Below are 25,255 nucleotides of genomic sequence, written 5' to 3'. Positions count from 1 at the left end.
GTCGAGCTCCTTTCAAAGCCAGATGTTGATCAGCGACGGCAGGGAAACCCCCAGCCCGGCGTTGAACAGCCAGTAGATCGGCAGGGTCAAGGCAATGCCGATGGCCAGGTCCCGCAGGGGATGACGGCTGCCGAACCCCCGCGCCGAACAGGTAAACAGCAACCCGGCGGCCAGCACAAACCCGATCAGGTTGATCAGCACCGCCACCCCGACAAGCCCCGCCGTCACCCAGGCCGCACCGGTTTTTCCACCGGGCACCGTGGCGGTGTCGTTATCCAGTTCGCGAAAACCGCCACTGACGGCCTGATACCCCAGCAGCAGCCCCACTGCACCCAGAAACGCTGCCACGACATAGGGGTAGACGTACGCCGGGAGGATCACGAAGCCCATTTCGGGCGGAAACCGGTAGGCGCCAATCGCCAATACGACGCTGATGGCGATCAGGCCGATGCCGACCGCCAATTGCGTCGGTACTACTGCGCGCTGTGTGGCCATCTCAAAGCAGCCCGACCTTGACCAGCATGGCGTGCAACCGTACGTGTTCTTCCTCGACGAATTTGCCGAACTCATCGCCGGTCAGCACGCTGGGCGTCCAGGCATTGGTCTGGATATTGTCTTGCCAGACCTTGCTGTTGGTGGCGGCCACGACCGCGTCGATCACCTCTTTACGCTGTTGCGGGGTGAGGCCCGCCGCACCGTAAACGCCGCGCCAGTTGCCGATCGTCACGTCATAGCCGCTCTCCTTGAGGGTCGGTGCATCAATGCCGGGAACCCGCTCCGGCGCGCCGATGCCCAGGACACGGAACTGACCGGTCTTGATGTATTGCCCCAGCTCGGCGTAACCGCCGGTGATCACCTTGAGCTGGCCGCCCAACGCCTGGGCAACCACCTCGCCACCGCCACCAAAGGCCACGTAGTTGACCTTGTTGACCGGCACGTCCAGCTTGCCCGCCAACTCGGCGATGCCAATGTGATCCACCGAGCCCTTGGAGCCGCCGCCCCAGGTGATGCTGGTTGGATTGGCCTTGAAGGCCTTGATCAGGTCATCGAGGGTCTTGAATTCAGATTCCTTGCGCACGGCGATCACGTTGTACTCGGTGAACAGCCGGGCAATGGGCGTCACATCCTTCAGGCTGATCTGCGGTTTGTTCTGTTCGATGCCCGCGACCATGATCGCGCCGACCACCAGCAATGCGTTCGGATCGCCCTTGGTGCTGTTGGCAAATTGCGCCAGCCCCAGGGTCCCGCCCGCCCCGCCCTTGTTCTCGAAGGTCGCGGACTTGGCCGTACCGGCCTCGACCATGGCCTTGCCCAGCACACGGGCGGTCTGGTCGTAACCACCGCCCACGGAACCCGGGGCCATGAATTTCACGGTATCCAGCGCGAAGGCCGGTGCGACAAGCACGGCAGCGGTCAAACCGGCGGCCATGCAGCGACTGAAACGACGGATCAAAGCAGACATGGGCATCTCCTGATTGCATTGTTTTTATAGGTGCCGCTTGCTCATCGACGTGCGCGATGAACAGGGGCCTGCAAACAAGCTTAGGCCATGGATCCTCGGGTTGATCTGTTTTAAAGCGCTGCACCACCCTGTAGGAGCGAGCCTGCTCGCGATGGTCGCTAACGATTACGCGTGTTACCTGAATAAACGCGGTGCCTTGACGTCCATCGCGAGCAGGCTCGCTCCTACAGGAAACGCCCGGGCGAAAAACAGCCAGGGCACTTGCGACAAAACATCGCTCAGGGTGCGTGTCTTGACCTAACCTCATTGGCTAAGTGACTAACAACCCGTCGAGCTCGCCGATGTGCAACGTCTTGAAGTCCATGATCTACGTCGCCTTCGCGGTTCTGGCGGCAAGCCCGGGATGGCTGTTGGCGGGGGACATGGCCGACGCTCCTGCTCCTGCTCCTGCTCCTGCTCCTGCTCCTGCTCCTGCTCCTGCTCCTGCTCCTGCTCTTGCCCCGGCCCCTCCCCCCGCAGCCCCGATCATCAGCATTTCCGACAGCGAATTGCTGGGGGTGCAAAACCAGCTCAACAGCCTCAAGCAGCAGGTTTCCCAGGCCACCAATTACACTCAGCTGGAAAGCTCGCAGGACCTGGTGCAGGTACTGATTCAGGAGATTGAACGCCTGTCCACATCGCTGCTGCCTGGACAGGCGCAATTGCAGGCGCAACTCAACGTGCTGGGGCCAGTGCCGCTTGACGAGAACGCACAGGTGACGACTGCCATTACCTCCCAACGAGACGCCCTCGGCGAGCAAAAAGACAAGATCGACAGCCAACTCAAAACCCTGGCCGCGCTTAAAATAAGTGCCGGCGAGTTGATCACGCAGATTGCCAGCATCCGGCGCAGTCTGCTGGAAGCGGAAGTGACCCAGCAGACCAGCAGCATCCTGAACCCGAGCTTCTGGTCGCCATTGTTCAATCTTCCGATCGATGACCGCCAACGTTTCAGCGCCCTCATCGAACAGCTCGAGACCACGCACCGGGCCGCCTGGCAACCCGGACAACGCGGGATCACCGCCACTCTGCTGATCCTGGCCCTGGCCATCTGGACCGTGGGGCGAAAGCTCGCCGGACGGGCCCTGGCCTGGCTGTGCATCCATCGAATGCCTGAAGGTCGGCTGCGGCGCAGCTCCCTTGCACTGGCGTCGGTGGTGGCGACGGTGCTGACCGCCGGCATCGCCTTGCAACTGCTGCATTTTGCCGGGACCCGGCAATTGCCCTACACCCCCCTGTTGGCCGACCTGGCGCAGAATCTGGAAAAACTGGCCTATACCTGCGTGCTGATCACCGGGCTGAGCCGCGCGTTGTTGTCCACCAAACATCCTTCATGGCGCCTGCCCGATATTGCCGATCCGGTGGCGCTGGTGATGGAGCCCTATCCGAGGTTGCTGGCCAGCCTGCTACTGGTGCTGGTAACCCTGGTGCAGATGAGCAACGTCACTGGCATGAGCGCCGAAGTGGTGTTGTTCGGTCGGGGCATCGTAGCCTTGATCGTGGCACTGGTGATCGCTGCGCTGCTGTTGCGCGTCAGCAAGACGCGCAGAGACCTGATCGTTGCCGGAGAGGCCCCCGAAGGCGTCACCACCTTCGCCGGTCTGATTTACACCTTCACCGGCGTTGCCGTGGTGGTGTCCCTGTTCGCCCTGTTGATCGGCTACGTGACGATGGCCCGGTTCATCACCTATGAAGTGGTCTGGATATTCATCATCTGCGCCGGTTTCTACCTGCTCTCACAGGTCTACCAGGACACCTGCGACTATGTGTTTTCGCCCCGAAAACCCACCGGCAAGGCGATCAAGCAACTACTGGGCATCGGCAATCCACGCCTGGAGCAGATCTGCACCGTCATGTCCGGGGCTGGCCGCGCCATCCTGATGCTGATCGGCGTCATTGCCCTGTTCGTCGGCGGCGTGGGGACGACCCTCGGGCAACTGGTCACCGGCACCGTGGCCGTACTCGGCGGCGAAGGGCTGCGCAAACTCAACATCGTCCCGGACAACCTGCTCCATGCCATCCTCGCCCTGGTGATCGGCATCTACCTGATTCGCTCCTTCCGGCGCTGGCTGGATAACGAGTTCCTGCCCAAAACCGAGATGGACCCAGGCATGTGCGCCTCGCTCAGCACCCTGTTTGCCAACATCGGTTACGCATCCGTGGTGCTGCTCACGCTGTCATCGCTGGGGGTCAAGTGGACCAACCTGGCGTGGATTGTCAGTGCGCTGTCAGTGGGTATCGGCTTTGGTCTTCAGGAGATCGTGAAGAACTTCATCTCCGGTCTGATCCTGCTGACCGAGCGTCCGGTGAAAGTCGGCGACCTGATCAGCATCAGCGGGGTCGAAGGCGACATACGACGGATCAACGTACGGGCCACGGAAATTCAACTGGCCGACCGCTCGATCATGATCGTGCCCAACTCCCACCTGATTTCGCAGAACCTGCGCAACGTCACCCTCGGCGGTAGCGCCCAAGGCGTGGTGATGCTCGAACTGGTGTTCCCGCTGGACATCGATCCGGAGCAAGTACAGAACCTGCTGTACGACACCTTCACCGAACACGAATCGATCCTGGATAAACCGGTGCCTTATTTGCGCTTCAGTCAGCTGAAGCCTGAAGGCATCACCTTGACCATCACCGGCTATGTCGGCAGCCCACGCACGGTCAGCGCGATCAAAAGCGAGCTGCTGTTTGAAATTCTCAAGCGGCTGGGTGCCGCGGGGATTGAACTGGCGAAACCGCCACCCGCAGCATGATGTGGGAGTTTGCTCCCACAATTTATCGCGGGTGTACGCACATGACGTGCTCACCGCAAATCCACTGTGGGAGCGAGCCTGCTCGCGATGGTCGCCAACGATAACGCGAACTGACTGACAGACCGCATTATCTTGACGTTTTTCGCGAGCAAGCTCGCTCCTACAGGTTGATCAATGGGCGATACACACCGACTTGAGCTCGGTGTAAGCCTCGATCACCGCACGGCCAAACTCGCGGCCCATGCCCGATTGCTTGAGGCCACCGAACGGCATCGCCGGGTCGAGCAGCACGTGGGCGTTGACCCAGACCGTACCGGCTTCGATGCGTGGCACCAGGTTCATCGCCTTGCCCAGATCGTTAGTCCACAGGCTGGCGGCCAGACCGTAGCGGTTGTCGTTGGCCAGTTCGATCACGGCGTCTTCGTCGTCGAACGGCATCACGCCCAGCACCGGGCCGAACACCTCTTCACGGGCCACGGCCATGCTGTGGTCGATGTCCGCCAGAATGGTCGGCTGCACGAAGAAGCCGTCGCCTTCCAGCAACTCGCCGCCCGTCACCACCCGCGCACCTTGCTGGCGGGCCAGTTCGATGTGCTTGAGCACGCTTTGTTGTTGCTTGCGCGACACCAACGGGTTGATGGCCGCGTCGCAGTTCATGCCGGCGCCAATTGGCATCGAGGAGACGGCGGCAGCCAGGGCTTCGACGAACTGATCGTGGATCGAGCGGTGCACGTAGAAGCGCGAGGCAGCGGCGCAGACCTGGCCGTTGTTCAGCAAGCCGCCGAGGATCGCGCCCTGCACGGCTTTTTCGATGTCGGCATCGGCGAGCACGATCATCGGGTTCTTGCCGCCCAGTTCCAGGGAGAAGCGCGTCATGTTTTCCATGCACGCCACGCCGACGCTCTTGCCCACGGCGGTGGAACCGGTGAACGACACTTTGCTCACCAGAGGATGCGCGGTCAGCACGCCGCCAACGGAAGCGCCGCCACCAGTGACCACGTTGAACACGCCGGCCGGGATGCCGGCTTCCAGCGCCAGTTCAGCAAGGCGCATGGCGGTCAGCGGGGTTTCCATCGCCGGCTTGATGATCACCGTGCAACCGGTGGCCAGGGCCGGCATCAGCTTCCAGGCGGCGATCAGCAACGGGAAGTTCCACGGCACGATGCCGACCACGACACCCACCGGCTCACGCTTGGTGAACGCGGTGAACTTGGCGCCCGGTGGCAGCGGGATCGACACGTCGAAGGTCTGGCCTTCGATCTTGGTCGCCCAGCCGGACATGTAGCGCATGAATTCCACGGTGGCGTTGAGGTCCAGCGCGCGGGCCATGTTGATCGACTTGCCCTGGCTCAGGGTTTCCAACTGGGCCAGTTCTTCGGCGTGTTCTTCGACCAGGCGGGTGAAATTCAGCAGGATGCGTTCACGGTCGGCCGGACGCAGGCTCGACCACACACCGGATTTGAACGCCTTGTGGGACGACTGCACGGCGCGCTCGACGAGTTCCAGCGGCGCATCCAGGGTTTCGCACAGGGTTTGCCCAGTGGCCGGGTTGACCACCGCGATGCTGTCGCCCTCGGCAAGCACCCACTGGCCATCAATGAAGCAGCCGTGGCGACGCTCAAGGAATGCAGCAACCTGGGGCAGGATTTCAACGTTGCTCATAATTCACCTTTCATTCAGATGTAGGAGCCCGCTTGCCGGCGAAAGCGTCTTGACGGGCGTTGCAAGACTCAAGGCCGTCTTCGCTGGCAAGCCAGCTCCTACAGGGGGTGGTTGGTTGTCAGTCGGTAATCCGGCTGATCAGTGTTGTTCTTTGAGGAAGCACGCGACCGCCTGGCGGTCGTCGGCGGACGCCAGGCCCATGTAGGGCATGTAGGTGCCCGGCACGAAGGCCTGGGGCTGGGTGATCAATTGCGTGATGGTCTCGGCTTGCCAACTGACGTCTTTGTCGCGCATGGCCTGGGAGTAGCTGAAGTCCGCCAGCGAGCCGGACTTGCGCCCATACACACCAAACAGGTTCGGCCCCATCATGCCGGCCGTGCCCTTGGTCACCGCATGGCAGACACTGCACTCGGTGGCAAACACTTCGGCCCCACGGCGCGTGTCCGGGGCGCACTCGGCGGCGGACACCGCCTGGACCAGGGTGAAGGACAACAAACCGATCAGGGACCAACGCAGCGAAGTGAACATAGGAAAACGACCTTGAAAATCCACGCGTCCGCCAGCAGGCGAACGCCAACACTAAAAATGCCGAGGCAACGGTGCTTCGACAGGTTGATGGGGATTGTCGGTGGTCGTCGGCACGCAGGTTTTGCCCTGCGTGCCAGTTGTGTTGGCCGGGCTGCCAAACCATGCAATCTGGCATGCACAACCAACTAATTGGCAAACAGGGAAAAGGGCAAACAATGGCCGCGCCTTAGTATCCGGACAGACCGCAAACCTGCGCTCAAGAACAAGAACGGATGCCACACCATGCTCAAGTCCCCCTTGCTTCGTCTCTCGACGCTCGCGCTGATGATCAGTGCCGGCAATGCCGGTGCCTATGAACTCTACGCCGATGACGACAGCCACCTGAACGCTACCCTCGAAGCCGTATTCGGCATTTTCCACAGCCAGGAAAACTACGCCCTGTCCGGTCGCCTGAATGAAGGCAGCTCGTCGTGGCGCGAGGGCTACATCAAATACGGCTTGAGCTTCGATCAAGGCCTGGGCGGTGTGGGTACCGCGTACGGCGCGGGGAACCTGCTCAGCTCCGGCACCTGGGGCGATGGCGATGCCGCCGGCTTCTCCGATGGCACGGAACGCACCACCAAGTTCGAAGACGCCTACCTCGGCTGGCGCTCGGCCGATCTGTTCGGCGCGCTGGGCAGTGACGGTGTCGACCTGTCCTTCGGCCGACAGAACATTGTGGTCGGCGACGGTTTCCTGATCGACGGCGACGCGCTGAACATGGGTAAAGGCCTGGCCGACGGCGAGTTCAACCGTGGCGGCGCCTACTACCTGGCGGCGCGCAAGGCCTTCGATGAAACCGCCGTATTGCGTCTGGGCGGCAAGGAAGGCTGGCGCAGCGACCTGATGTGGCTCAAATCCGACAACCGCGCCCAGGCCAAGACCGAAATGTACGTCGGCACCCTGGAGCACGTGGCCGAGGCCGGCACGGTCGGCCTTACCTACATCAAGACCACCGATATCGATGAACAGTACGCCTCGCCGATCCAGCTTGAACGCGACGGCATGAAGACCTACAGCCTGCGTGCGGCGGGCAACGCCGGGGTGAAAGACCTGTTCCTGTCCGGTGAATACGCCAAGCAGGACAAGCCTCACACCTCGACCGAAGACGCCTGGTACCTGGAAGCCGGCTGGACCTTCTCCGACGCGGTCTGGACACCTAGCGCCAGCTACCGCTACAGCCGTTTCTCGGAAGGCTACGACACCCTGTTCTACGGTTTCAGCCGTGGCTACGGCACATGGTTCCAGGGTGAAGTGGCGGGCAACTACGCCGGGCCGTTCAACAGCAACTCGCGCATCCAGAACGTCACGCTGAAAGTCTCGCCGCTGGAGAACCTCACTGTCGGCGCGATGTACTTCAACTTCGACACCATCGACCGCAACCTGGGCAACACCGATGGCCACGAAGTCGACCTGTACGCCGAATGGCACGTCAACGACCACCTGACCGTGATGCCACTGGTGGGCATCTACCAACCGGACAAGAGCGCCGAAGACGGCGGTACCCAACTGGGTAACAACGACAAGAACGTCTACGCCCAGGTGGTGTTCGCCACCGGTTTCTGATTTCGGCCGTGGGGAGCTTTCGTATCTGAGATTTGCAGTGCCTGATACACCGCCATCGCGAGCAGGCTCGCTCCCACAATTAGATTTCTGCCGCACACAAAATCCGTGTACACCGCAGATCCCCTGTGGGAGCGAGCCTGCTCGCGATGGGGTCATCACATCCAGCATCGTTGCTGACAGATACTCCGCTATCGTCGGAACGCCGCCCGGAGCAAGCTCGCTCCCACAGTGTTTAGTGGTTAGCCGGGCCGATCGACCTGATCCAAAGCCCGATTCGCTGCTAAACGAGGGTGGCGGCTGTACGCAGGTTAGCAGACCGGGGAGACACGAAACCGGCGCGCCCGAGGGCGCCCTGCGCACAGCTGCCATCAAGTGCAGGGATGGGGAATACCTGACTGTCTGGACTGCCAATGCGCCTCATATCACCACGGGCTGCTAAACCCGATCACTGGAAATCAGTGACGCGGACCAAGTTACCGACTGCCTCCAGGGCGCACAAGCCGGCGGATTCTGGCGTACCTGTAGGCAATGACGCAAGGTGCTGTGGCTTGCAGGAAGTTACTCCTACAGCCGTTAAACATGCATTCCAGGCGGGTACCGCTATCGCGAGCAGGCTCACTCCTACAAGGTCCCGCAGTGAACACAGAATTTGTGTTCGACGGCGATCCTGTAGGAGCGAGCCTGCTCGCGAAGAACGATAACGCGGTCTCAGTCAAGCCGCGCTGGCATGCTCAACGCGATGAAACAAGCGGTTGAAATACACCAGGCTGTCACGCGGCTCACGCACGCCCACCTTCGTCAGCTCCACGAACATCACCGAGTGCGATCCCACTTCCTTGCACTCGCTGATCCGCCCCTCAAGCTGCACCAGAGCATCGCGCAACACCGGCACATCGGCCGCGCCGTCGTCCCACAGGTCCCAGGCAAAACGCTCGGCCATCGGCACCTGGGTCATGCCGGCGAAATGCCGGGCCAGTTCTTCCTGCTCACCACACAGCACGTTGACACACAGGTGGCCGTTGGTGCGGAACACGTCGTGGGTGGCGCTGTTGCGGTTGACGCACACCAGCACGGTGGGCGGCGAGTCGGTCACCGAGCACACGGCACTGGCGGTGATGCCGCAACGACCGCCGGGGCCGTTGGTGGTGATGATGTTCACCGCGGCAGGCAGCTGCGCCATGGCGTTGCGAAAGTCGATTTGCTGCTGGCTCAGGTCGGCCATGTCGATGCCCCTTCCTTCAGGAGGACCGCTATCTGGCGGCCCGTAGGTGATGGAACAAGACTAAGGCTGCGGGCGCGGCACAACCATTCTCGCGATCCCCATGGCGGGGTTGGGTTTCCGCTAGTCGACTAGGTGGTTTCTTTATCGCAAGGGCCGGCCACAGTGGGTATTCTGCATACTGGTTCCAGAAAGATGAGCCAATGCGTGCCGCACGTTCTCGTGCGAAAACAATAATTAGAAAACTTTCGTGGCAGCCCCGATGGAAATCCGTAAACCGATTGTTTATATCGTTGACGACGACAAGGACCTGCGAACCTCACTGGCCTGGTTGCTGGAGTCGGTGAGCGTGCAGGCGCAGTGCTTTGCCGGCGCCGAAGAGTTCCTCAGCCAGTACGACCCCAAGCAGCCCGCCTGCCTGGTGCTCGACGTGCGCATGCCGGAGACCAGCGGTTTCCAGTTGCAGGAAATCCTCAACCAGCGCGGCAGCACCTTGCCGACCATTTTCGTCTCGGCCCATGGCGACATTCCGATGTCGGTCACGGCGATGAAGAACGGCGCGCTGGATTTCGTCGAGAAGCCCTACAACCCGCAGCAGATGATCGACCGCATCCAGGCCGCGCTGAAGACCGCCGTGCACGCCCAGGCCGATCAGCAGCAGCGTCAGAACCTGCAAGGCAAACTGGCTTTGCTGACCAGCCGTGAGCGGGAAGTGTTGATGCTGGTGATCGATGGCAAGGCCAGCAAGGTGATCGCGCGGGAGCTCAACATCAGCGTGAAGACCGTTGATGTGCACCGCACCAAGATCAAGGAAAAGATGGGCGTGAGCAGCATCGCCATGCTGGTGCGCGAAGTGCTGCATTTGCCGGTGGATGAGCCGGTGCGGCACTGAGAGATTTGTGGCGGTCATGAGACCGCCATCGCTAGCAGGCTAGCTCCCACAGTGGATCTCCAGTGAACACAAAATCTGTGTACGACGAAAATCCCTGTGGGAGCTAGCCTGCTAGCGATGAGGCCGGCAAGTTCAACATCAATGCCGGCGGCATCAGATCTGGCTATACCGCTTGCGATACGCCCCTGGCGACACGCCAAAGCGCGATTTGAAGGCCGACGAGAAGTAGCTCGAATCCGAGAACCCCCACGCATAACACAACGCCGAGAGCTTCTGCTCGACATCGGCGCGGCGCAGGTTTTCGGCGCAGAAGTCCAGACGCCGGTGCTTGATGTATTGCGCCACCACCAGGCCGCGCTTGGAGAACATCCGGTACAGACCGCGCACGGAAATCCCCACTTCACGAGCAATCAGTTCGGGGCACAGCTCTTCGTCGCTCAGGTGCGCGTCGATGAACGCGATGATCTTGCGAAATTGCCGCTCATGGGCGTCCGCACCGCAGTCGCGGGCGCTGATGCCCGGCAGCAACAGGCTGGCCAGGGCATCGAGCACGGCCTCGCTTTCCTGCATGTCCAGCCCTTCCTGCTGGCGGGTGTCCAGCACCAGCTTGTTGGCCATCGCCGCCAGGGGGCTGCCGGCCGCGATGCGCGTGGCGCAGTTGACGGCATTGAAGTGCGAACCCCGCTCGACCACCTGGCGCGGAAGAATCAACGACAGTTGTCGGCAATCGTCGTGGTAGATCATGTCGCTCGGACGGCTGGCGTCGATCAGGGCGATGTCGCCACAGCCCAGTTGCGCTCGGTTGCCGCCCTGCTCCAGCTGCGAGCTGCCACGCATCTGGAACACCGCGTAGTAGTGGCCGTCGCTACTGGTGCTGACGTCCTTGCTGGTGCGATACAAATGCACGTGCGCCATGTCGACCACACTCAGGTTGATCGCTCCGCTGCGAAATTCCGTCAGTTCGCCGTAGAAATCGGTGTCCAGTGCCCGGGCATCGAAACGCCCACAAGCCTGGTTCACCTGGCTCAACCAACTTTCGAACGCTTCGTTGCGCACCGTCGATGCTGTAATCATGTCCGCAAAGCCTCAGGTTTTTGTTGTTATTTTTCGACCACTTCATCGAGCGGTTCGTCAACACGGTTATTTCTGTAGCCATCTCCTCCTTCGACGGCTGCCGGGCGCCCATTCAACAGGCTCCGGCCCAAGCTTTCCAGTCGACTTTCGGTTACAGGTCCAATACCAGACGAGCGGAAAGCGCCCGTGATACACAGGCACAAATCTGCTTGTTGGAGGCCTTTTCCTTGTTCGACAGACAGTTGTCGCGGTGCTCCGGCAAACCGTCCAGGACCTCGACGATGCAAGTGCCGCAGATGCCTTCACGGCACTCGGTGTCGATATCGCAACCATGGGCCTGCAGCACATCGACCAGACTGGCGTCGGCCGGCACGTGCAGCACCACGCCGGAACTGGCCAGCTCCACTTCGAAACCGCCGGCCGGGGCGCTGTTGGCCGCCGGGTCCGCCGCGAAGTGTTCGAGGTGGATGGCATCATCCGCGCGACTGCGCGAAGCCACTTCCACGACCTTGTTCATGAACGGTGCCGGGCCGCAGGTGTAGACGTGGGCCGTGCTGCCGGCACGCTCCAGGCATTCGCTCAATGCACCGTCGAGATCAACTGGCTCCACGCCGTAGTGAAACTCCACACGCTCGGCAAACTGGGTCGCCAACAGCTCGGTAAACGCCGCGTACTGCGCCGAACGAGCGAAGTAATGCAGCCGGTATGGCTGGCCGCTTTCCGCCAGTTTGTAGGCCATGCTCAACAGCGGCGTGACACCGATACCGGCGGCGAACAACACATGTTCGCTGGCGCTTTCATCGAGACGGAACAGGTTGCGCGGCGCACCCATTTCCAGCTCCATGCCCTCTTCCACTTGCTCGTGCAGCGCGAGCGAGCCACCGCGCGACTGCGCTTCTTTCTTCACCGCCACCAGATACGCACGTCGATCCTGCGGCGGGCTGCACAGCGAATACTGGCGGGTCACCCCGGTCGGCCCGGTCAGGTCGATGTGGGCACCCGGTTCATAGGTGTCGAGCGGCTGGCCGTCACTGCGCACGAGGCGAAAGGAACGGATATCCAGCGCTTCGTCGACGATCCTTTCGATCTTCACCTTCATCATTGCATCACCTGAATACACTTGTTTTGATTTAGTACTACGGCTTGGTGAGACCTTGTAGGAGCGAGCCTGCTCGCGATGGAGTGTCAGTCGACATCGATTCAGCTGATACACCATCGCGAGCAGGCTCGCTCCTACAAGGATCATTCCCCGGCCATAACATTGGTTGATGCGTTCAGCGCATGAACAAGCCGCCGTTGACGTCCAGGCACGCGCCCGTCACGGAGGTCGCGTTGTCGGCGATCAGCAGCAACACGCTATCGGCGATGAACGCCGGATCACCCAGGGTGCCGGCCGGGATCATCTTGAGGATCTGTTCCAGTCGCTCCGGCGCCACGGTTTCACGCACCACCGGCAAGTCCAGCGGGCCCGGCGAGATGCTGTTGACCGTCACGCCTTGCGGTGCCAGTTCACGGGCAAAAACCTTGGTCAGGGTCGCCACGCCGCCCTTGGCCGCCGCGTAATGCGCGCCGGTGGCGGTGCCGCCGTTCTGCCCGGCAAGCGAAGCGATGTTGACGATGCGCCCGAAGCCGCGTTCGGCGAAGTGCGCGCCGAACACCTGGCAGGCGACAAAGGTGCCGCGCAGGTTGATCGCCATCGACTCGTCGAACTCTTCCGGCGTGATGTCCATCAGCGCGGCGACTTTCGACACGCCGGCGTTGTTCACCAGAATGTCGGTGCCGCCCCAGTGCTCAGTGAGCAAGTCGCGAGCACGCTGGAAGTCGACCTTGCTGCGCACATCCAGCTCGATCGCCATGGCGCTGGCACCACTGCCATCGAGTTCCAAAGCCAACTGTTGCACGCCATCGAGGCGCACATCCGCCAAACCGACGCGATAACCCGCCGCATGCAGACGCCGGGCGATGCACTCGCCCAGCCCGCGCGAGGCACCCGTTACGAGGGCTACTCGATTCATGATGTTGTCCTCACAAAAGGAAGCCGAGCGCGCTCAGGCTGTCGGTGGAGTTGATCAGCCGCACCACTTTGCGCTCCAACGTAGGCACGCCATCGGTGAAACGAATGCGGTGGTTCAGGTCAGCCACGAACGGCGTGTGTACGCCGCGCTTGTAGGCGTACAGCAACTGCGCCGAATTGACTTCGACGATGTCACCGGCCGCTTCCACCAGGCGGAAACGCGAGATCGTGCGGATGGTTTTCGCCGCGTCCACCGCCGACGGTGAGTAGCCGGCGGTCAGGCGTTCGATGCGCAGGTCACGCATGCGCGCATCGTCGTAGGCGTAGTTGAGGGTCGCTTCGAAATCTTCGGTGTCCGGGTCGATCGGCACGATGTACTTGCCGCTTTCGCTCCACAGGGTCGCCCATTCGGCGTAGTGCTTGTGGTCGAGCAGTTCGGCTTCGCGCCAGATGAGTTCGATGGCCTGGGCCAGAGGACCGGTAAAACCGTTCAGGGTGTCGTGATTGCTCATTGGCTCATCATCCTTTTCCACATGTCGTAGGCACCGCGCATGCCGCCTTCGTCGGTGGCGTGGCTGACCTTGTCGCCGTTTTCAGCGGTGATTTCGCGGTTCAGGCCGCGGTTGACCAGGATTGGCGCATCGACGCCGGCATACGAGCCGCGCTGCACGCGGTCCCAGGCCTCGGCATCGTCAGGGCTGCCGAAACCGAACGGGCCCTGGAAGTGTTCGTGGATGCGCATGCGTTCGCGGTTGGCGATTTCCGGGCCGCCGTCCATGCCGAGGGCCACGTGGCGGATCTCGGTTTCGGTGACCGACACCGGGCGCAGCACGCGCAAGAACGACATCGACATCGCCACGTTGGGGAACAGGTTCAGGTTGAAACCGGCGCCATGCAGCGAGCGTACGATGCGACGAACCTGATCGGCCGGCAGGGTTTTCGACAGTTCTTCGGTCACATGGGCGAAACGCTCCTGCAACTGTTCGGTGCCGTCGTCGTGATCGAGGTCGACGTGCTCCGGCACCATGACCATCACGCTGTGGCCGTTGCCCAGGGAGTGGGTGACGGCTTGTTCGTCGGTCATGAACGAGAGCATTTCCGAGGTTTCTTCATCCACCGACGACATGAACGACTTGTGCACGATCGGGAAGTGATAACCGTCGGTGGTGTTTTCCAGCTGGATCTTCCAGTTGCCCTTGAAGCTGAACTTGTGTTCGCCCTGGGTCTTGATCGGATAGCCGGCGCCCTGCTTCATGAACAGGTCCATCCAGTGCTTGGCCCCGCCGAGGAAGTCTTCCAGCGGTTCGATCTCGTCGTTGTAGCTGGCGAACACCATGCCGGCGTAGCTCTCGACACGCAGGCTGGTCAGCGGCAGTTCGGATTTCTCCAGGATGCCTTCGTAGCCATCCGGATACGGCAGCGCACGCAGCTTGCCGTCCAGGCCATAGGACCAGCTGTGGTACGGGCAGGTGAAACCGGTGGCGTTGCCCTTGTGCTTCTCGCACACGGTGGCGCCACGGTGGCGGCAACGGTTTTCCAGCACGTTGATGTTGTTCTTCTTGTCGCGCACGACGATCACCGGGCGACGGCCGATGGTGGCGGTCTTGAAGTCGCCGCTGTTGCGCACTTCGCTTTCGTGGGCAACCCACACCCAGGTGCGGTAGAAAATCTTGTCCAGCTCGGCTTCGAACAGCGCCGGGTCGTTGTACAGCGAGACGTCGACGCGGTCATGCCGGACCAGGTCTTCGGGGCTTTTCGACGTTGCGATCAGCTGATATTCATGAGTGCTCATGCGGTTCTCCTCATGGCTTCTTTTTATGATTTGTTGTTAGCCGCGTGTACCGGCCATGCTCTGTTGCAGCTGCGCACCGAAGGCGCAGACCAGCTCGTCCTGACCTTTACGACCGACGATTTGCAGGCCGACTTTCAATCCGCCGCAATCGAGTTCCACCGGCACTGTCAGGGCCGGGTGGCCGCTGAGGTTGAAAGGCCGTACCAGCGGGGTCATGCCGGCCACGGCTTTGCTGCCGGCGCGGGCTTCGCTGAGGGTCGGCGGCAGGATTGGCAAGGTCGGCAGCAGCAATACGGCGAAGTCTTCCAGCGCTGCGTCCACTTGCTGGGTGAACGCCGTGCGCACGGCTTCGGCCTGGGCCAGGTCTTGACGCGTGGTGCGGCTGGCCGCCAGCAGACGTGTTTCCACATCGGCGCCGATCAGGCCCTTGCCGGTCAGATGGCCGAACGCTGCCCAGTTTTCGAAATTGATCACGGTCAGGCCGGCCGCGAACGCCGCTTCGAATTCGCTCAGGTGCAGGTTGCTTCGACGCCATCCGGCGCGGTCCGCGGCGGCACCCAGGCTGGCTTGCAGGTGCGAATCGCAGGCCACCTCGAGAAAGCCGACCCTGGCGCCGTCACCTGGCAGGCCTTGAGCGGTAAAGCCCGGGCAGATCACCTGCATCGCGGCGATCAGGTCGTCCATGCTTTTGGCGAACGGCCCGACGCAATCGAGGCTCGATTCCAACGGATGGGCACCGACACGGCTGACGCGACCATATGTCGGCTTGAGCCCGGCAATGCCGCAGCACGCTGCCGGCACCCGCACCGAACCACCGGTGTCGGTGCCGATGGCGATGTCCGCCAGGCCTGCCGCGACCGCCGAAGCCGAACCGCTGGACGAGCCGCCAGGCACACGATCCGGCGCTTGCGGATTGATCGGTGTGCCGGTCCAGTCGTTGATGCCGGTCACGCCGAACGCCAGTTCATGCAGGTTGGTCTTGCCGACGATCTGCCAGCCGGCGTCGAGGATCGCATCGACCACTTCGGCGTTTTTCGTCGCCGCCGGTGCATCGGCAAAGGCGCGGCTGCCCGAGCGGGTCGGATGGCCGGCGATGTCGATGGAGTCCTTGATGGCGACGCGTTTGCCATTGCCACCGAGGAGGAATTCGCTGATGAAAGTACTCATGCATTGAGTTCCGTGTTGAACAAGCGTTGCGTGCGGAAATGCGCGATCAACCAGGTGCCGTCGACACAACGGAAATCGATGTTCAGTCGCGTGCCAAACAGCTCGTGGCGGCCATCGGCGTAGGTGGAAATCTGCTGCATGATCCACTGACCTTGTGCCTCGCTGCCGTCAACCACGATCGACTCGCTGGTGAGGTAATGCAGGTTCAGCTTGAAGTGGTCGGACGGCGGCAGATAACCGCCGACAAACGCCGCCACCGCCGCACGCCCCTGGTGCTGACCGAAGGTTTGCGCGGTCTGGGTGCCGAGGCCTTCCCAGATCGCATCTTCGGTGAACAACCGGGCCAGATCGCTGACATGCGTGACCGCTCTCGGCACATCGCACAGATCCATGTAGCGCGCCAACAAGCGCCGCACTGCACTTTCCCCTTCGAGCTTCGCCAGATCTCCTTCGAGCGTCGCCAGACGCTGCAGCAAGGCCTCGTTCATGGCTTACACCTTGGCCGCGTCAGGAATGGTCAGCGGACGACCGATGCGCGCTTCGATCTTCGCGTAGCGCCAAAGGCTGTACTGGCCGACCGGCGTGGTGCGGAACAGGTTGCAGGCGTCGATCACCGACTGGTGACAGTCGACGTCGGCCATGATGTACACGGTCCATGGCGAGGTGGTGGACGGGCCGACCATCAAACGGTCGTCGTCCATCGCGCCGAGCACGGTGATACCGGGCATGGCGCCGAGGTCACCCATCATCTGGCTGAAGCCTTTCCACACGCTCAGGCCTTCGCCGGTGGGCAGGTCGAAAAAGTTCTGGGTGATGCCGATGCAGAAGACGACGCGCAATGGCTCTTGGGTGGTTTGCGACATGGGTGCGATTCCTTGAAAAAGTAAGGGGGATTCAGATGTAGCCCGGGAACGGCGGGACGCCGAGGAACACCGAGCCGGCGCCGTCGTACAGGCCTTCGCTGAGGAAGGCGTGCTGGGTCACCACCATCGAGTCGCGCAGGTAGCGTTGCAGCGGATGGCGCAGGTAAATGGCGGTGGTGCCGGCCAGGCCGTAGGCGCTCTGCACCACCTCGGCACCGGCCTGGGACACGTGAATCGCCGACAGGCGCAACAGGCTGGTCTGCTCCGGTGTGACCGGGTTACCGGCCAGGATCGAGTTCCACACCTGTTCGGTGGCGTTGTAGAAGAAACCGCGGGCGGCGCTGAGCTTGGCTTCAGCCTTGGCGATCTCGATGCGCACGTAGGCGCGATCGGACAGTTTCGGCGCGCCGGTGATGCCGCTGCCGCCAGCCATGCGGCTGATTTCGTCGAGGGCCGCACGGGCCAGGCCGAGGTTGACCACTGCCAGCACTTGCGCGGCGTAGGCAATCGACGGGTAGCGGAACAGCGGCTCGTCGATGGTCGCGGCACCGCCACGGATGAACGTCCAGCGCTCGTCAACGTGTTTGTCGGTCACCCGCAGGTCATGGCTGCCGGTGCCCTTGAGGCCGACCACTTCCCAGTTTTCGACGATGTCTACCTGCTTCGGGCGGAACACAGCGGTGCGCGGCTTGCCGCCGGCAGCGCCGATACCAACGCCCAACAGGTCTGCGCCTTTGCAGCCGCTGGCGAATTTCCAGGTGCCGTTGACCTGATAGCCGCCTTCCACGGCCTCGGCCGGTTGCAAGGGGAACAGGCCGCCGGCGAATACCAGGTCAGGGCTTTCGGCGTAGAGCTCCGCCAGGGTTTCCCGTGGCAAGGCTGCCAGATAGACACCGGCGCTGCCGAAGCTGGCCACCCAGCCCGCCGAGCCGTCGGCTTCGGAGATGCGTTCGACCATTTGCAGGAACAGCGACGGTGCCAGGGCATCGCCGCCGAAGCATTTCGGCGTGGCAGCGCGGTAGATGCCCACCTGCTTGAAGCGCTCGATCATGTCCCGAGGCACGTGGGAGCCGGCGTCGAATTCCTCGCGACGCTGGCGAACCTCATCCAGCACTTGCTGAAATAGCTGACTCTCGACCATTGGCACGACCGGGGCGGTCACAGGGTCTTGTTGCGCGACAGCTGAACGCAGCATGGGCTAGTTCTCCGTTTTGATTATTGTTAGTGGGCTCCGCTGCTCCCTGTAGGAGCGAGCCTGCTCGCGAAAAACGTCTGGACAACACGGTCATTCAGACAGGACGCGTTTTCGTTGACGTCCATCGCGAGCAGGCTCGCTCCTACAGGATCTGTGTGGTCGCCCTTGCATTGCGGTCCAGTGTAAAAACCGCATCCGGCCGCCACTATTGGTGCGTGCAGCCCCCCGACTAAAGAAAACCCCTAGGCCGACACCCCTTACCTCTGAGCGCATCCCGCTGTGCGAGCAGGTATAAAACGCCATACTGCAAATCTCTGCCGCCAGGGGCCGTGCGATGTACCAGCCAAAACCGAACGACTTTTATGCGCTGATCGAAGCCATGCCGCTGTGCATCATTCTTCATGACGCGCACACCAAGGAAATTCTCTGGGCCAACGCCGCTGCCCTGGCGGCGCTCGGCTTTACCCTGGAAGAACTGACGCCGCTCAAGGCCCCGGACATGACCCGCGACGCACCGAAGTACCGGCGCTCGGTGGGCTTGCGCTGGCTGGAAGGTGCCGCGCGCACCGGACAACGGGCCATCGAGTGGTGCTATCGCTCCAAGCAAGGGGTGGAGATTCTTTCCGAGGCGGTGGCGACCCTGGTGCACCTGGACGGTCGTGATGTGTTGATGGTGCAGTTCCGCGACATTTCCAGGGAGGACAAGGTCAAGCGCGACCTCAAGCGTTTCGAGAGCCGGCTCAAGGCTTTCATGCAGGACCTGGCCGAAGGCGTGGCGGTGCTCGGTCCCGAGGGCGACATTCGTTTTATCAGCGACTCCGGCGCGCACCTGCTCAACAGCGAAGTGCACAAGCTGATGGGCAAGAACTTCCTGGCCTGGTGCGACGACGCATCCGGTCAGCGCCTGTTGCAACAGCTGGCCCATGAGACGCCGGAGCACGCGCCGTTCAACGTGCACTACAAGGTGCAGCGCCGCGATGGCGAGTGGCGCTGGCATCACGCAACGTGCCGCTACATCGAGATCGAGGACGATCTGGTCGGCCATCTGCTGCTGTTCCGCGATGTGACCGAACAGGTGCTGGCCGAAGAGGCGCGGCGGGTCAGCGAGCAGAAACTCGAATACCTGGCGCGCTACAACGCCATGGGGGAAATGGCCGTGGCGATTGCCCACGAATTGAGTCAGCCATTGGCCGCGACCCGCAACTTTATTGAAGGCGCGGTGATTCGCCTGGGCAACACCGGCGAAACCGATCAAGGCGTCGCCTGGGGTTTGCAGAGTGCGGTACGGCAAATCGAGCACGCCTCGTTGATCATCAAGAGCGTGCGCGATTACGTGGTCAAGCTGGAGCAAAGCGAAGAGCTGGTCGACCTCAATGAACTGCTGCGCGAAACCCGCTACTTCATCAGCCTGCGGGCCGATCCGAGCCTGGTGCGCGTGGAAATCGTCACCGCGTCCGAACCGCTGCGGGTGAGTTGCGAGAAGGTGCTGATCGGCCAGGTGATCCTCAACCTGGCGTTCAACGCCATTGAAGAAATGGCCGACTTGCCCACTGAACGACGCCTGTTGCGTATCCATGCCAGCCGCGAGAACGACGTAGCCCTGGTGCGCATTGAAGACAGCGGGCGCGGCATCCAGGCCCAGGCGCAAGAGAAGCTGTTCGACGGTTTTTTCTCATCCAAGGTCAGCGGCAACGGCATTGGCCTGGCGCTGTGCAAGAACATCATCGGCCGCCACCGTGGCGATATCTGGGCGCAAAACCTGGAGCCGTGCGGCGCGGTGTTCAGCTTCTCCCTTCCCCTCTTATCGTCTCCCTACCCCCTGTAGGAGCGAGCTCGCTCGCGATGGACGTGAACGAAAATGCGTCCTGTCTGAATGACTACGGTTACCGGACATTTTTCGCGAGCAAGCTCGCTCCTACAAAATGCTTTATGACACTGGCACAGACACACAAACACTTGGCAGGCAGGGCAATTCTCCCGATCGCGGGGCACGGCAGAATCAAAGGGTAAAAATCTGCCAAAGCACCCGCGATCCGCGTTACCAACAATTCAGGAAGTTCCCCTTATGCGAACAAACAGGATCTCCGTACAGTCAGCGCTAGGCCTGAGCCTGCTTGTACTCGGTTTGAACAGTGCCCGCGCGGATTTGCCCGCCGGTACGATTGGCCAGACCGTTCTGGCGTTTCCACCCGAAGCTCACCGCGCGTTCGTCATCGACGTCGAGTTCGAAAGCTTCGTGGCTGGCCGCGTGACCGTGGTCGACCCGGACCAGAAGCGCATCCTCGGCATGGTGCCGACCGGTTTCGCTGCGCCGTCGACCCTGAGTCACGACAAGAAAACCCTCTACAGTGCGGACATCTGGTATTCCCGCGGCACCCGCGGTACCCGCACCGACGTGCTGACAGCCTGGGACAGCTCGACCCTGTCGCCCGCCTGGGAAGTGCTGATTCCAAACAAACGCGCCGAATCGCTGACCCAGCGTTACTCGCTCAAGCCGAGTGGCGACGACAAGTTCGTCTACGTCTACAACTTCACCCCGTCGACGTCGGTGACCGTGGTCGATACCCAGGCCAAGGCCGTTGCCACGGAAATCGCCATCCCCGGTTGCGTGCTCAACTACCCGGTCGGCAACCGCCGCTTCGCCTCGCTGTGCGGCGACGGCAGCCTGCAGGTGGTGACCCTCAACGATCAGGGCCAGGAAACCGCGCGCAGTCGCACGCCGTTCTTTGATCCGAACGCGGAAAAACTGGTAGAGCGCGCCGTCAACGTCGGCGACACCTACTACTTCACCACCACGACCGGCACCGTACGCCCGGTGGATTTCGCCGGTGATGCGCCGAAAGTCCTGCCTTCCTGGTCGCTGGTTTCCGACGAGGAAAAGAAAGCCGGTTGGGCGCCGGGGGGCTGGCAGTTGATGGCCGTGGCACCGAAGCTGGACCGCCTGTACGTGCTGATGCACGACGCCCACGAAGCCATGAAGTGGGAAGACCCGAGTCCGCTGATCTGGGCCTTTGACCTCAAGTCCCACAAGAAAGTCGCGACCCTGGAAGCACCGGTTCCGGTGTGGAGCATGCAGGCCACTGGCGACGACAAACCGCTGTTGCTCGGCACCGACGTGGAAGGCGGTTTGCAGATTTTCGATCTGAAGACCAACAAGCTCACCGGCAGCATGCCGAAAGTCGCCAAAACCGCGACTCAGGTCCTGAGCTACTGAGAGGTTCGCCATGCACACAGATCCGATCTTCATCATTGCCAGCGCCATCGCCATCGCGGTGTTGCTGGCCAGCGCCGCGACCCACAAGGTGCGCGCGCCGGCCCGCTTCGCCCGGCAACTGGCGGACTATCAACTGCTGCCCGAGGCGCTGGTGCGCCCCACGGCACGGCTGGTGCCGCTGCTGGAACTGGCCATCGCCTTTGCCCTGCTGGTGCCGGTCAGCCGCGGTTATGCCGCGCTGAGCGCCGCCAGCCTGTTGGCCCTGTACGCCGCCGCCATCGGCATCAACCTGTGGCGCGGTCGCGCGGACATCGACTGCGGTTGCGCCGGTCCCGACCAGGCACAGCCACTGCGTCCGGTGCTGCTGGCACGTAACAGCGCACTGGTGCTACTTGCGCTGGTGGCCAGCGTGGCGCCGGTTGCCCGCGACCTGAACCTGTTCGATGGCTTCGTGACCCTGGCCGCCGCCGCGGTCGCGCTGCTCATCTACGCCGCGGCCGATGGCCTGCTGGCGAACTCCCCTCTTCTGCTCAAATTGATTGGTAGGTAATCGAAATGGAAGGCTTGATTGTTTCCAACGTTCTGCTCTGGGTGCTGCTGGTGGCCGTGGCGTTTGTCGTCATGGGCCTGGTGCGGCAGATTGGCGTGCTGCACGGGCGCCTGGCGCCGGCCGGCGCGTTGATGGTGGACAAAGGCGTGGCGGTCAATGAACCCGCGCCGCAAGTCACCGCCAGCGACCGTCACGGTCGCCCGGTGAACTTCGGTTATGCCGGCGAGAAATCGCAACTGCTGTTCTTCCTCTCGCCGACCTGCCCGATCTGCAAATCGCTGCTGCCGGCGATCAAATCCATCGCCAGGGAGCAGGCAGGCAACCTCGACGTAGTGTTCGTCAGCGACGGCGACATGGACGCCCAGCAAGCGCTGATCCGTGAGCACAAACTGGAAGACGCGACTTATGTGGTCGGCCCGGAAGTGGGCATGACCTACCAGATTGGCAAGCTGCCGTACGCCGCGCTGATCGACAAGGCCGGCACCCTGCGCGCCAAAGGCCTGGTCAACTCCCGCGAGCACCTGGACAGCCTGTTCGAAGTCGAGCACCTCAAGCACGCCACGCTGCAGCAGTACCTCAATGCCCAACCGCACACCCAAGATCACGACCACAGCCACGGCCATAGCCACTGATAAGGCAGGGAGACCTTTATGAAACTGCTGGATCTGTTGTTTGAGCGTTCGTCCCGCCGTGTCGCCGACACCACTTCGCGCCGCAAGCTGCTGGCACGCATGGGTTCACTGATGGTGGCCGGTGCCGCCCTGCCCCTGCTGCTGCCGCTGGACCGCACCAGCAAGGCCCTGGCCGCGGAGCCTGCACAGGCCGGTGACCCCGGTGATCCGAACAGCTGCGACTACTGGCGCTACTGCTCCATCGACGGCTTTCTGTGCAGCTGCTGCGGCGGGTCGGTGACGTCCTGCCCACCGGGCACCGAAGCCTCGCAAGTGACCTGGATCGGCACCTGCCGCAACCCGGCCGACGGCAAGGACTACATCATCTCGTACAACGACTGCTGCGGTAAGCAAAGCTGCGCCCAGTGCGCCTGCACCCGTAACGACAGTGAAGAACCGGCCTACCGCCCGTTCAACAACAACGATGTGAACTGGTGCCTGGCCGCCAAATCCCACATCTACCACTGCACCGTTTCGGTCATCCGCGGCGTCGCCGTTTAAAAAACGCGCTTTGCGCCGGTTGTTCGCGCAATCGGCGCTTTTTTTCTGTGGCGGCTTTTGTTTTTTTAGCTGTTCTCTGTACCTCTATACCTCTGTGGGAGCGAGCCTGCTCGCGAAAAACTCAAAGGCGACGCGTTAAATCAGACAGCACGCGTTATCGTTGACGCCCTTCGCGAGCAGGCTCGCTCCTACAGGGATGCAGAGCCAAACCGGTCATCAGCGGAGTTGGGTTACATGCGTAGTTTGATATTGCTCGGTCTCGTCTGCGCCCTTGGCGCCCCGCTCGCCCATGCCCGGGCCATTCCCGACCCGAACCAGCATCACGCGCCGGGCAATGAATCACTGCAAACCCCGATCGCCCAGGCCGGTTATGGCGTCGGCGTGAACTACCAACTGCAATGCGCCGGTTGCCACCTGGGCGACGGCAGCGGTTCCGCCGCCAACGACACGCCACGGATGAAAGGCTTTGTCGGCAACTTCCTCAAAGTCCCCGGTGGCCGCGAATTCCTCGTGCGGGTGCCGGGCATGTCGCAGTCGGCGTTGAACAACGCGCAACTGGCGGACTTGCTCAATTGGCTGATGCGGGAAGACGGCATGGCGGGCAAAAGCGTGCCGGCCGACTATCAGCCTTACACTGCCGAAGAAGTCACGGCATTGCGCGCCAAGACCATGCTCAACCTGCCCGGCACCCGTAGCGAGTTGATCAAGGCCATGCGTGCCCAGGGCATCGCGATCGATGACGGGATGAATGACTGAGAACGCCGTGCCGATGGACGCATTGACGGCAAATAAGTAACGTAACCGGTGCTGTTTTCGAACCTGGAAAATCGAAAAGGGAGTTTGCATCGTGACCGAAGAGACAAAAACCAAAGGACCGGCTTCGTATTTCCCGTCCATCGAAAAAAAGTATGGGCAGCCGATCAGCCATTGGCTGGACCTGCTCAAGACCGTCAGCGACAAGAAACACATGGAGATGGTGGCCTGGCTCAAAGCCGAACACGGCATGGGGCATGGTCACGCCAATGCGCTGGTTGCCTATCATCTGGCTGCCACCAAAAGCGCCTAGCCATGCGCTGTCGGTGGTACCGGGTAAAACCGGCACCACCATCAACCTGCTGTTGCCCTATCCTTTCATCCAACCCATCACGCCGGACATCGACCATGTCAGCCCCCGAATCCGCCCTCCTCAACAGTTGGCACCACAACGCCCAAAGCTGGATCGACGCCATCCGCAGCGGCAGCATCGAAAGCCGTCAAACGGTCACCGACCAAACCATCCTGCTGGCGGTGCTGGGTCGTCAGCCCGAACGTGTGCTTGACCTGGGTTGCGGCGAAGGCTGGTTGTTGCGCGCGCTGGCAGACCGGGGTATCGAGGCGGTCGGCGTGGATGGCGATGCGACGCTGGTGGAGGCGGCGCGAGCGGCGGGCGCTGCGCCGGTTCATTTGGCGAGCTATGAACAACTGACTGAAGCGAAAGTCGACATCGGCCGCGACTACAACCTGATCTGCGCCAACTTCGCCCTGCTGCACCAGGACATCATCCCCCTGCTCGCCGCCATGAACACCCTGCTCGCCCCGGGTGGCGCGCTGGTGATCCAGACGCTGCACCCGTGGGTGGCTGCGGCGGGCGACTATCAGGATGGTTGGCGGGAAGAAACTTTCACAGCGTTCAAGGGGCAGTGGCAGCCCATGCCCTGGTATTTCCGTACCCTGTCCAGTTGGCTGATTGCGCTGGACATGGCCGGCTTTGCATTGGCCGGTTTGCAGGAGCCACAGCACCCGCAAAGCCCCGTGCCACAGTCATTGCTATTGGTGGCCGAACCACGTCTGTAGGAGCGAGCCTGCTCGCGATGAGGTCGGCACATTCGACATCAATGTCGTTTGACACTCAGTCATCGCGAGCAGGCTCGCTCCCACAGGTTTCAGTGGCTGTACGCAACATCTGCGAACCACCCAAATCATTGTGGGAGCGAGCCTGCTCGCGATGAGGTCGGCACATTCGACATCGATGTCGCCTGACACTCCGCCTTCGCGAGCAGGCTCGCACACAG

The 25,255-nt window shown here is 62.0% G+C and carries 25 protein-coding genes; 11 read left to right on the top strand and 14 right to left on the bottom strand.

The features are described from left to right. Window positions 1-12 precede the first annotated feature (12 nt). Window positions 13-495 (bottom strand): tripartite tricarboxylate transporter TctB family protein, encoded by a 483-nt coding sequence (locus AC3ITA_RS11175; protein WP_489280292.1) that lies wholly within the window; start codon window positions 493-495, stop codon window positions 13-15. Window position 496: 1 nt separating this feature from the next. Beyond that, window positions 497-1,462, bottom strand: coding sequence for a Bug family tripartite tricarboxylate transporter substrate binding protein (locus AC3ITA_RS11170; RefSeq protein WP_489280290.1), 966 nt, complete (start codon window positions 1,460-1,462; stop codon window positions 497-499). 341 nt (window positions 1,463-1,803) lie between these two features. Here AC3ITA_RS11170 and AC3ITA_RS11165 point away from each other — a divergent pair, with 341 nt between their 5' ends. Continuing rightward, window positions 1,804-4,257, top strand: coding sequence for a DUF3772 domain-containing protein (locus AC3ITA_RS11165; protein WP_489280288.1), 2,454 nt, complete (start codon window positions 1,804-1,806; stop codon window positions 4,255-4,257). A gap of 171 nt (window positions 4,258-4,428) precedes the next feature. Here the strand turns inward: AC3ITA_RS11165 and AC3ITA_RS11160 are convergent, their stop codons facing one another. Further along, window positions 4,429-5,919, bottom strand: coding sequence for an aldehyde dehydrogenase family protein (locus AC3ITA_RS11160; RefSeq protein ID WP_095946275.1), 1,491 nt, complete (start codon window positions 5,917-5,919; stop codon window positions 4,429-4,431). Between the two features lie 138 nt (window positions 5,920-6,057). Next, the gene (locus AC3ITA_RS11155) at window positions 6,058-6,447 is read right to left on the bottom strand and encodes a c-type cytochrome (RefSeq protein WP_489280286.1); all 390 of its coding nucleotides are present in this window, start codon (window positions 6,445-6,447) and stop codon (window positions 6,058-6,060) included. 282 nt (window positions 6,448-6,729) lie between these two features. On the opposite strand from AC3ITA_RS11155, the gene AC3ITA_RS11150 reads away from it, so the two are divergent. Then, window positions 6,730-8,052, top strand: coding sequence for an alginate export family protein (locus AC3ITA_RS11150; protein WP_150673860.1), 1,323 nt, complete (start codon window positions 6,730-6,732; stop codon window positions 8,050-8,052). A gap of 712 nt (window positions 8,053-8,764) precedes the next feature. Here the strand turns inward: AC3ITA_RS11150 and hpaC are convergent. Further along, on the bottom strand, window positions 8,765-9,274 hold the full coding sequence (gene hpaC / locus AC3ITA_RS11145) for a 4-hydroxyphenylacetate 3-monooxygenase, reductase component (protein ID WP_057715405.1): 510 nt from the start codon (window positions 9,272-9,274) through the stop codon (window positions 8,765-8,767). 259 nt (window positions 9,275-9,533) lie between these two features. Here hpaC and AC3ITA_RS11140 point away from each other — a divergent pair, with 259 nt between their 5' ends. Then, window positions 9,534-10,163, top strand: coding sequence for a response regulator transcription factor (locus AC3ITA_RS11140; protein WP_053161157.1), 630 nt, complete (start codon window positions 9,534-9,536; stop codon window positions 10,161-10,163). Between the two features lie 153 nt (window positions 10,164-10,316). On the opposite strand, the gene feaR is transcribed toward AC3ITA_RS11140, so the two are convergent. The 9 genes from feaR to AC3ITA_RS11095 form a co-directional block, all read right to left on the bottom strand. After that, window positions 10,317-11,237 (bottom strand): transcriptional regulator FeaR, encoded by a 921-nt coding sequence (gene feaR, locus AC3ITA_RS11135; protein ID WP_489280283.1) that lies wholly within the window; start codon window positions 11,235-11,237, stop codon window positions 10,317-10,319. Window positions 11,238-11,388: 151 nt separating this feature from the next. After that, window positions 11,389-12,339 (bottom strand): PDR/VanB family oxidoreductase, encoded by a 951-nt coding sequence (locus AC3ITA_RS11130; RefSeq protein ID WP_489280281.1) that lies wholly within the window; start codon window positions 12,337-12,339, stop codon window positions 11,389-11,391. 172 nt (window positions 12,340-12,511) lie between these two features. After that, a complete protein-coding gene (locus AC3ITA_RS11125; protein WP_414927696.1) occupies window positions 12,512-13,252 on the bottom strand; it encodes an SDR family NAD(P)-dependent oxidoreductase in 741 nt (246 codons plus the stop codon). 10 nt (window positions 13,253-13,262) lie between these two features. Continuing rightward, window positions 13,263-13,763, bottom strand: coding sequence for an aromatic-ring-hydroxylating dioxygenase subunit beta (locus AC3ITA_RS11120; protein ID WP_414927697.1), 501 nt, complete (start codon window positions 13,761-13,763; stop codon window positions 13,263-13,265). Beyond that, on the bottom strand, window positions 13,760-15,043 hold the full coding sequence (locus AC3ITA_RS11115) for an aromatic ring-hydroxylating oxygenase subunit alpha (RefSeq protein WP_414927698.1): 1,284 nt from the start codon (window positions 15,041-15,043) through the stop codon (window positions 13,760-13,762). The genes AC3ITA_RS11120 and AC3ITA_RS11115 overlap by 4 nt, the downstream gene beginning before the upstream one ends. 36 nt (window positions 15,044-15,079) lie before the next feature. Beyond that, window positions 15,080-16,210, bottom strand: a complete 1,131-nt coding sequence (locus AC3ITA_RS11110) for an amidase (RefSeq protein ID WP_489280279.1) — start codon at window positions 16,208-16,210, stop codon at window positions 15,080-15,082. Further along, the gene (locus AC3ITA_RS11105) at window positions 16,207-16,698 is read right to left on the bottom strand and encodes a nuclear transport factor 2 family protein (protein ID WP_489280277.1); all 492 of its coding nucleotides are present in this window, start codon (window positions 16,696-16,698) and stop codon (window positions 16,207-16,209) included. Before AC3ITA_RS11105 ends, AC3ITA_RS11110 begins: the two co-directional genes overlap by 4 nt. 3 nt (window positions 16,699-16,701) lie before the next feature. Further along, window positions 16,702-17,073, bottom strand: coding sequence for a hypothetical protein (locus AC3ITA_RS11100; protein WP_057715413.1), 372 nt, complete (start codon window positions 17,071-17,073; stop codon window positions 16,702-16,704). A gap of 31 nt (window positions 17,074-17,104) precedes the next feature. Next, a complete protein-coding gene (locus AC3ITA_RS11095) occupies window positions 17,105-18,268 on the bottom strand; it encodes an acyl-CoA dehydrogenase family protein (RefSeq protein ID WP_095945901.1) in 1,164 nt (387 codons plus the stop codon). Window positions 18,269-18,602: 334 nt separating this feature from the next. Here AC3ITA_RS11095 and AC3ITA_RS11090 point away from each other — a divergent pair, with 334 nt between their 5' ends. The 8 genes from AC3ITA_RS11090 to AC3ITA_RS11055 all read left to right on the top strand — a co-directional run bounded on the left by AC3ITA_RS11090 (window position 18,603) and on the right by AC3ITA_RS11055 (window position 25,037). After that, complete coding sequence (locus AC3ITA_RS11090; RefSeq protein WP_150673870.1) at window positions 18,603-20,093, top strand: PAS domain-containing sensor histidine kinase; 1,491 nt, start codon at window positions 18,603-18,605, stop codon at window positions 20,091-20,093. Window positions 20,094-20,333: 240 nt separating this feature from the next. Then, the gene (locus AC3ITA_RS11085; protein WP_095945898.1) at window positions 20,334-21,482 is read left to right on the top strand and encodes an amine dehydrogenase large subunit; all 1,149 of its coding nucleotides are present in this window, start codon (window positions 20,334-20,336) and stop codon (window positions 21,480-21,482) included. A gap of 10 nt (window positions 21,483-21,492) precedes the next feature. Continuing rightward, the gene (locus AC3ITA_RS11080) at window positions 21,493-22,032 is read left to right on the top strand and encodes a MauE/DoxX family redox-associated membrane protein (RefSeq protein ID WP_095945897.1); all 540 of its coding nucleotides are present in this window, start codon (window positions 21,493-21,495) and stop codon (window positions 22,030-22,032) included. 5 nt (window positions 22,033-22,037) lie between these two features. Then, the gene (gene mauD / locus AC3ITA_RS11075; protein ID WP_095945896.1) at window positions 22,038-22,664 is read left to right on the top strand and encodes a methylamine dehydrogenase accessory protein MauD; all 627 of its coding nucleotides are present in this window, start codon (window positions 22,038-22,040) and stop codon (window positions 22,662-22,664) included. Window positions 22,665-22,682: 18 nt separating this feature from the next. Then, window positions 22,683-23,204 carry a methylamine dehydrogenase light chain gene (locus AC3ITA_RS11070; protein WP_008050506.1) on the top strand — a complete coding sequence of 174 codons (522 nt, stop codon included), beginning with the start codon at window positions 22,683-22,685 and terminating at the stop codon, window positions 23,202-23,204. A gap of 234 nt (window positions 23,205-23,438) precedes the next feature. Further along, window positions 23,439-23,960, top strand: a complete 522-nt coding sequence (locus AC3ITA_RS11065) for a cytochrome C (RefSeq protein WP_095945895.1) — start codon at window positions 23,439-23,441, stop codon at window positions 23,958-23,960. A gap of 91 nt (window positions 23,961-24,051) precedes the next feature. After that, entirely contained in the window at window positions 24,052-24,270 is a 219-nt protein-coding gene (locus AC3ITA_RS11060) for a DUF4287 domain-containing protein (RefSeq protein WP_095945894.1), read from the top strand. Between the two features lie 95 nt (window positions 24,271-24,365). Continuing rightward, window positions 24,366-25,037 (top strand): class I SAM-dependent methyltransferase, encoded by a 672-nt coding sequence (locus AC3ITA_RS11055; protein ID WP_489280274.1) that lies wholly within the window; start codon window positions 24,366-24,368, stop codon window positions 25,035-25,037. Window positions 25,038-25,255: the final 218 nt, after the last annotated feature.

The sequence above is a fragment of the Pseudomonas sp. GL_090 genome (genome assembly GCF_057837765.1).
Note: the sequence above shows the minus strand (reverse complement) of the source record. Positions and strands in the feature narration are given on the sequence as shown.

Excerpts from the sequence above, each read along its gene's own strand:
- AC3ITA_RS11175 (WP_489280292.1), bottom strand. The coding sequence starts at position 495 with ATGGCCACACAGCGCGCAGTAGTACCGACGCAATTGGCGGTCGGCATC.
- AC3ITA_RS11170 (WP_489280290.1), bottom strand. The coding sequence starts at position 1,462 with ATGTCTGCTTTGATCCGTCGTTTCAGTCGCTGCATGGCCGCCGGTTTG.
- AC3ITA_RS11165 (WP_489280288.1), top strand. The coding sequence starts at position 1,804 with ATGTGCAACGTCTTGAAGTCCATGATCTACGTCGCCTTCGCGGTTCTG.
- AC3ITA_RS11160 (WP_095946275.1), bottom strand. The coding sequence starts at position 5,919 with ATGAGCAACGTTGAAATCCTGCCCCAGGTTGCTGCATTCCTTGAGCGT.
- AC3ITA_RS11155 (WP_489280286.1), bottom strand. The coding sequence starts at position 6,447 with ATGTTCACTTCGCTGCGTTGGTCCCTGATCGGTTTGTTGTCCTTCACC.
- AC3ITA_RS11150 (WP_150673860.1), top strand. The coding sequence starts at position 6,730 with ATGCTCAAGTCCCCCTTGCTTCGTCTCTCGACGCTCGCGCTGATGATC.
- hpaC (WP_057715405.1), bottom strand. The coding sequence starts at position 9,274 with ATGGCCGACCTGAGCCAGCAGCAAATCGACTTTCGCAACGCCATGGCG.
- AC3ITA_RS11140 (WP_053161157.1), top strand. The coding sequence starts at position 9,534 with ATGGAAATCCGTAAACCGATTGTTTATATCGTTGACGACGACAAGGAC.
- feaR (WP_489280283.1), bottom strand. The coding sequence starts at position 11,237 with ATGATTACAGCATCGACGGTGCGCAACGAAGCGTTCGAAAGTTGGTTG.
- AC3ITA_RS11130 (WP_489280281.1), bottom strand. The coding sequence starts at position 12,339 with ATGATGAAGGTGAAGATCGAAAGGATCGTCGACGAAGCGCTGGATATC.
- AC3ITA_RS11125 (WP_414927696.1), bottom strand. The coding sequence starts at position 13,252 with ATGAATCGAGTAGCCCTCGTAACGGGTGCCTCGCGCGGGCTGGGCGAG.
- AC3ITA_RS11120 (WP_414927697.1), bottom strand. The coding sequence starts at position 13,763 with ATGAGCAATCACGACACCCTGAACGGTTTTACCGGTCCTCTGGCCCAG.
- AC3ITA_RS11115 (WP_414927698.1), bottom strand. The coding sequence starts at position 15,043 with ATGAGCACTCATGAATATCAGCTGATCGCAACGTCGAAAAGCCCCGAA.
- AC3ITA_RS11110 (WP_489280279.1), bottom strand. The coding sequence starts at position 16,210 with ATGAGTACTTTCATCAGCGAATTCCTCCTCGGTGGCAATGGCAAACGC.
- AC3ITA_RS11105 (WP_489280277.1), bottom strand. The coding sequence starts at position 16,698 with ATGAACGAGGCCTTGCTGCAGCGTCTGGCGACGCTCGAAGGAGATCTG.
- AC3ITA_RS11100 (WP_057715413.1), bottom strand. The coding sequence starts at position 17,073 with ATGTCGCAAACCACCCAAGAGCCATTGCGCGTCGTCTTCTGCATCGGC.
- AC3ITA_RS11095 (WP_095945901.1), bottom strand. The coding sequence starts at position 18,268 with ATGCTGCGTTCAGCTGTCGCGCAACAAGACCCTGTGACCGCCCCGGTC.
- AC3ITA_RS11090 (WP_150673870.1), top strand. The coding sequence starts at position 18,603 with ATGTACCAGCCAAAACCGAACGACTTTTATGCGCTGATCGAAGCCATG.
- AC3ITA_RS11085 (WP_095945898.1), top strand. The coding sequence starts at position 20,334 with ATGCGAACAAACAGGATCTCCGTACAGTCAGCGCTAGGCCTGAGCCTG.
- AC3ITA_RS11080 (WP_095945897.1), top strand. The coding sequence starts at position 21,493 with ATGCACACAGATCCGATCTTCATCATTGCCAGCGCCATCGCCATCGCG.
- mauD (WP_095945896.1), top strand. The coding sequence starts at position 22,038 with ATGGAAGGCTTGATTGTTTCCAACGTTCTGCTCTGGGTGCTGCTGGTG.
- AC3ITA_RS11070 (WP_008050506.1), top strand. The coding sequence starts at position 22,683 with ATGAAACTGCTGGATCTGTTGTTTGAGCGTTCGTCCCGCCGTGTCGCC.
- AC3ITA_RS11065 (WP_095945895.1), top strand. The coding sequence starts at position 23,439 with ATGCGTAGTTTGATATTGCTCGGTCTCGTCTGCGCCCTTGGCGCCCCG.
- AC3ITA_RS11055 (WP_489280274.1), top strand. The coding sequence starts at position 24,366 with ATGTCAGCCCCCGAATCCGCCCTCCTCAACAGTTGGCACCACAACGCC.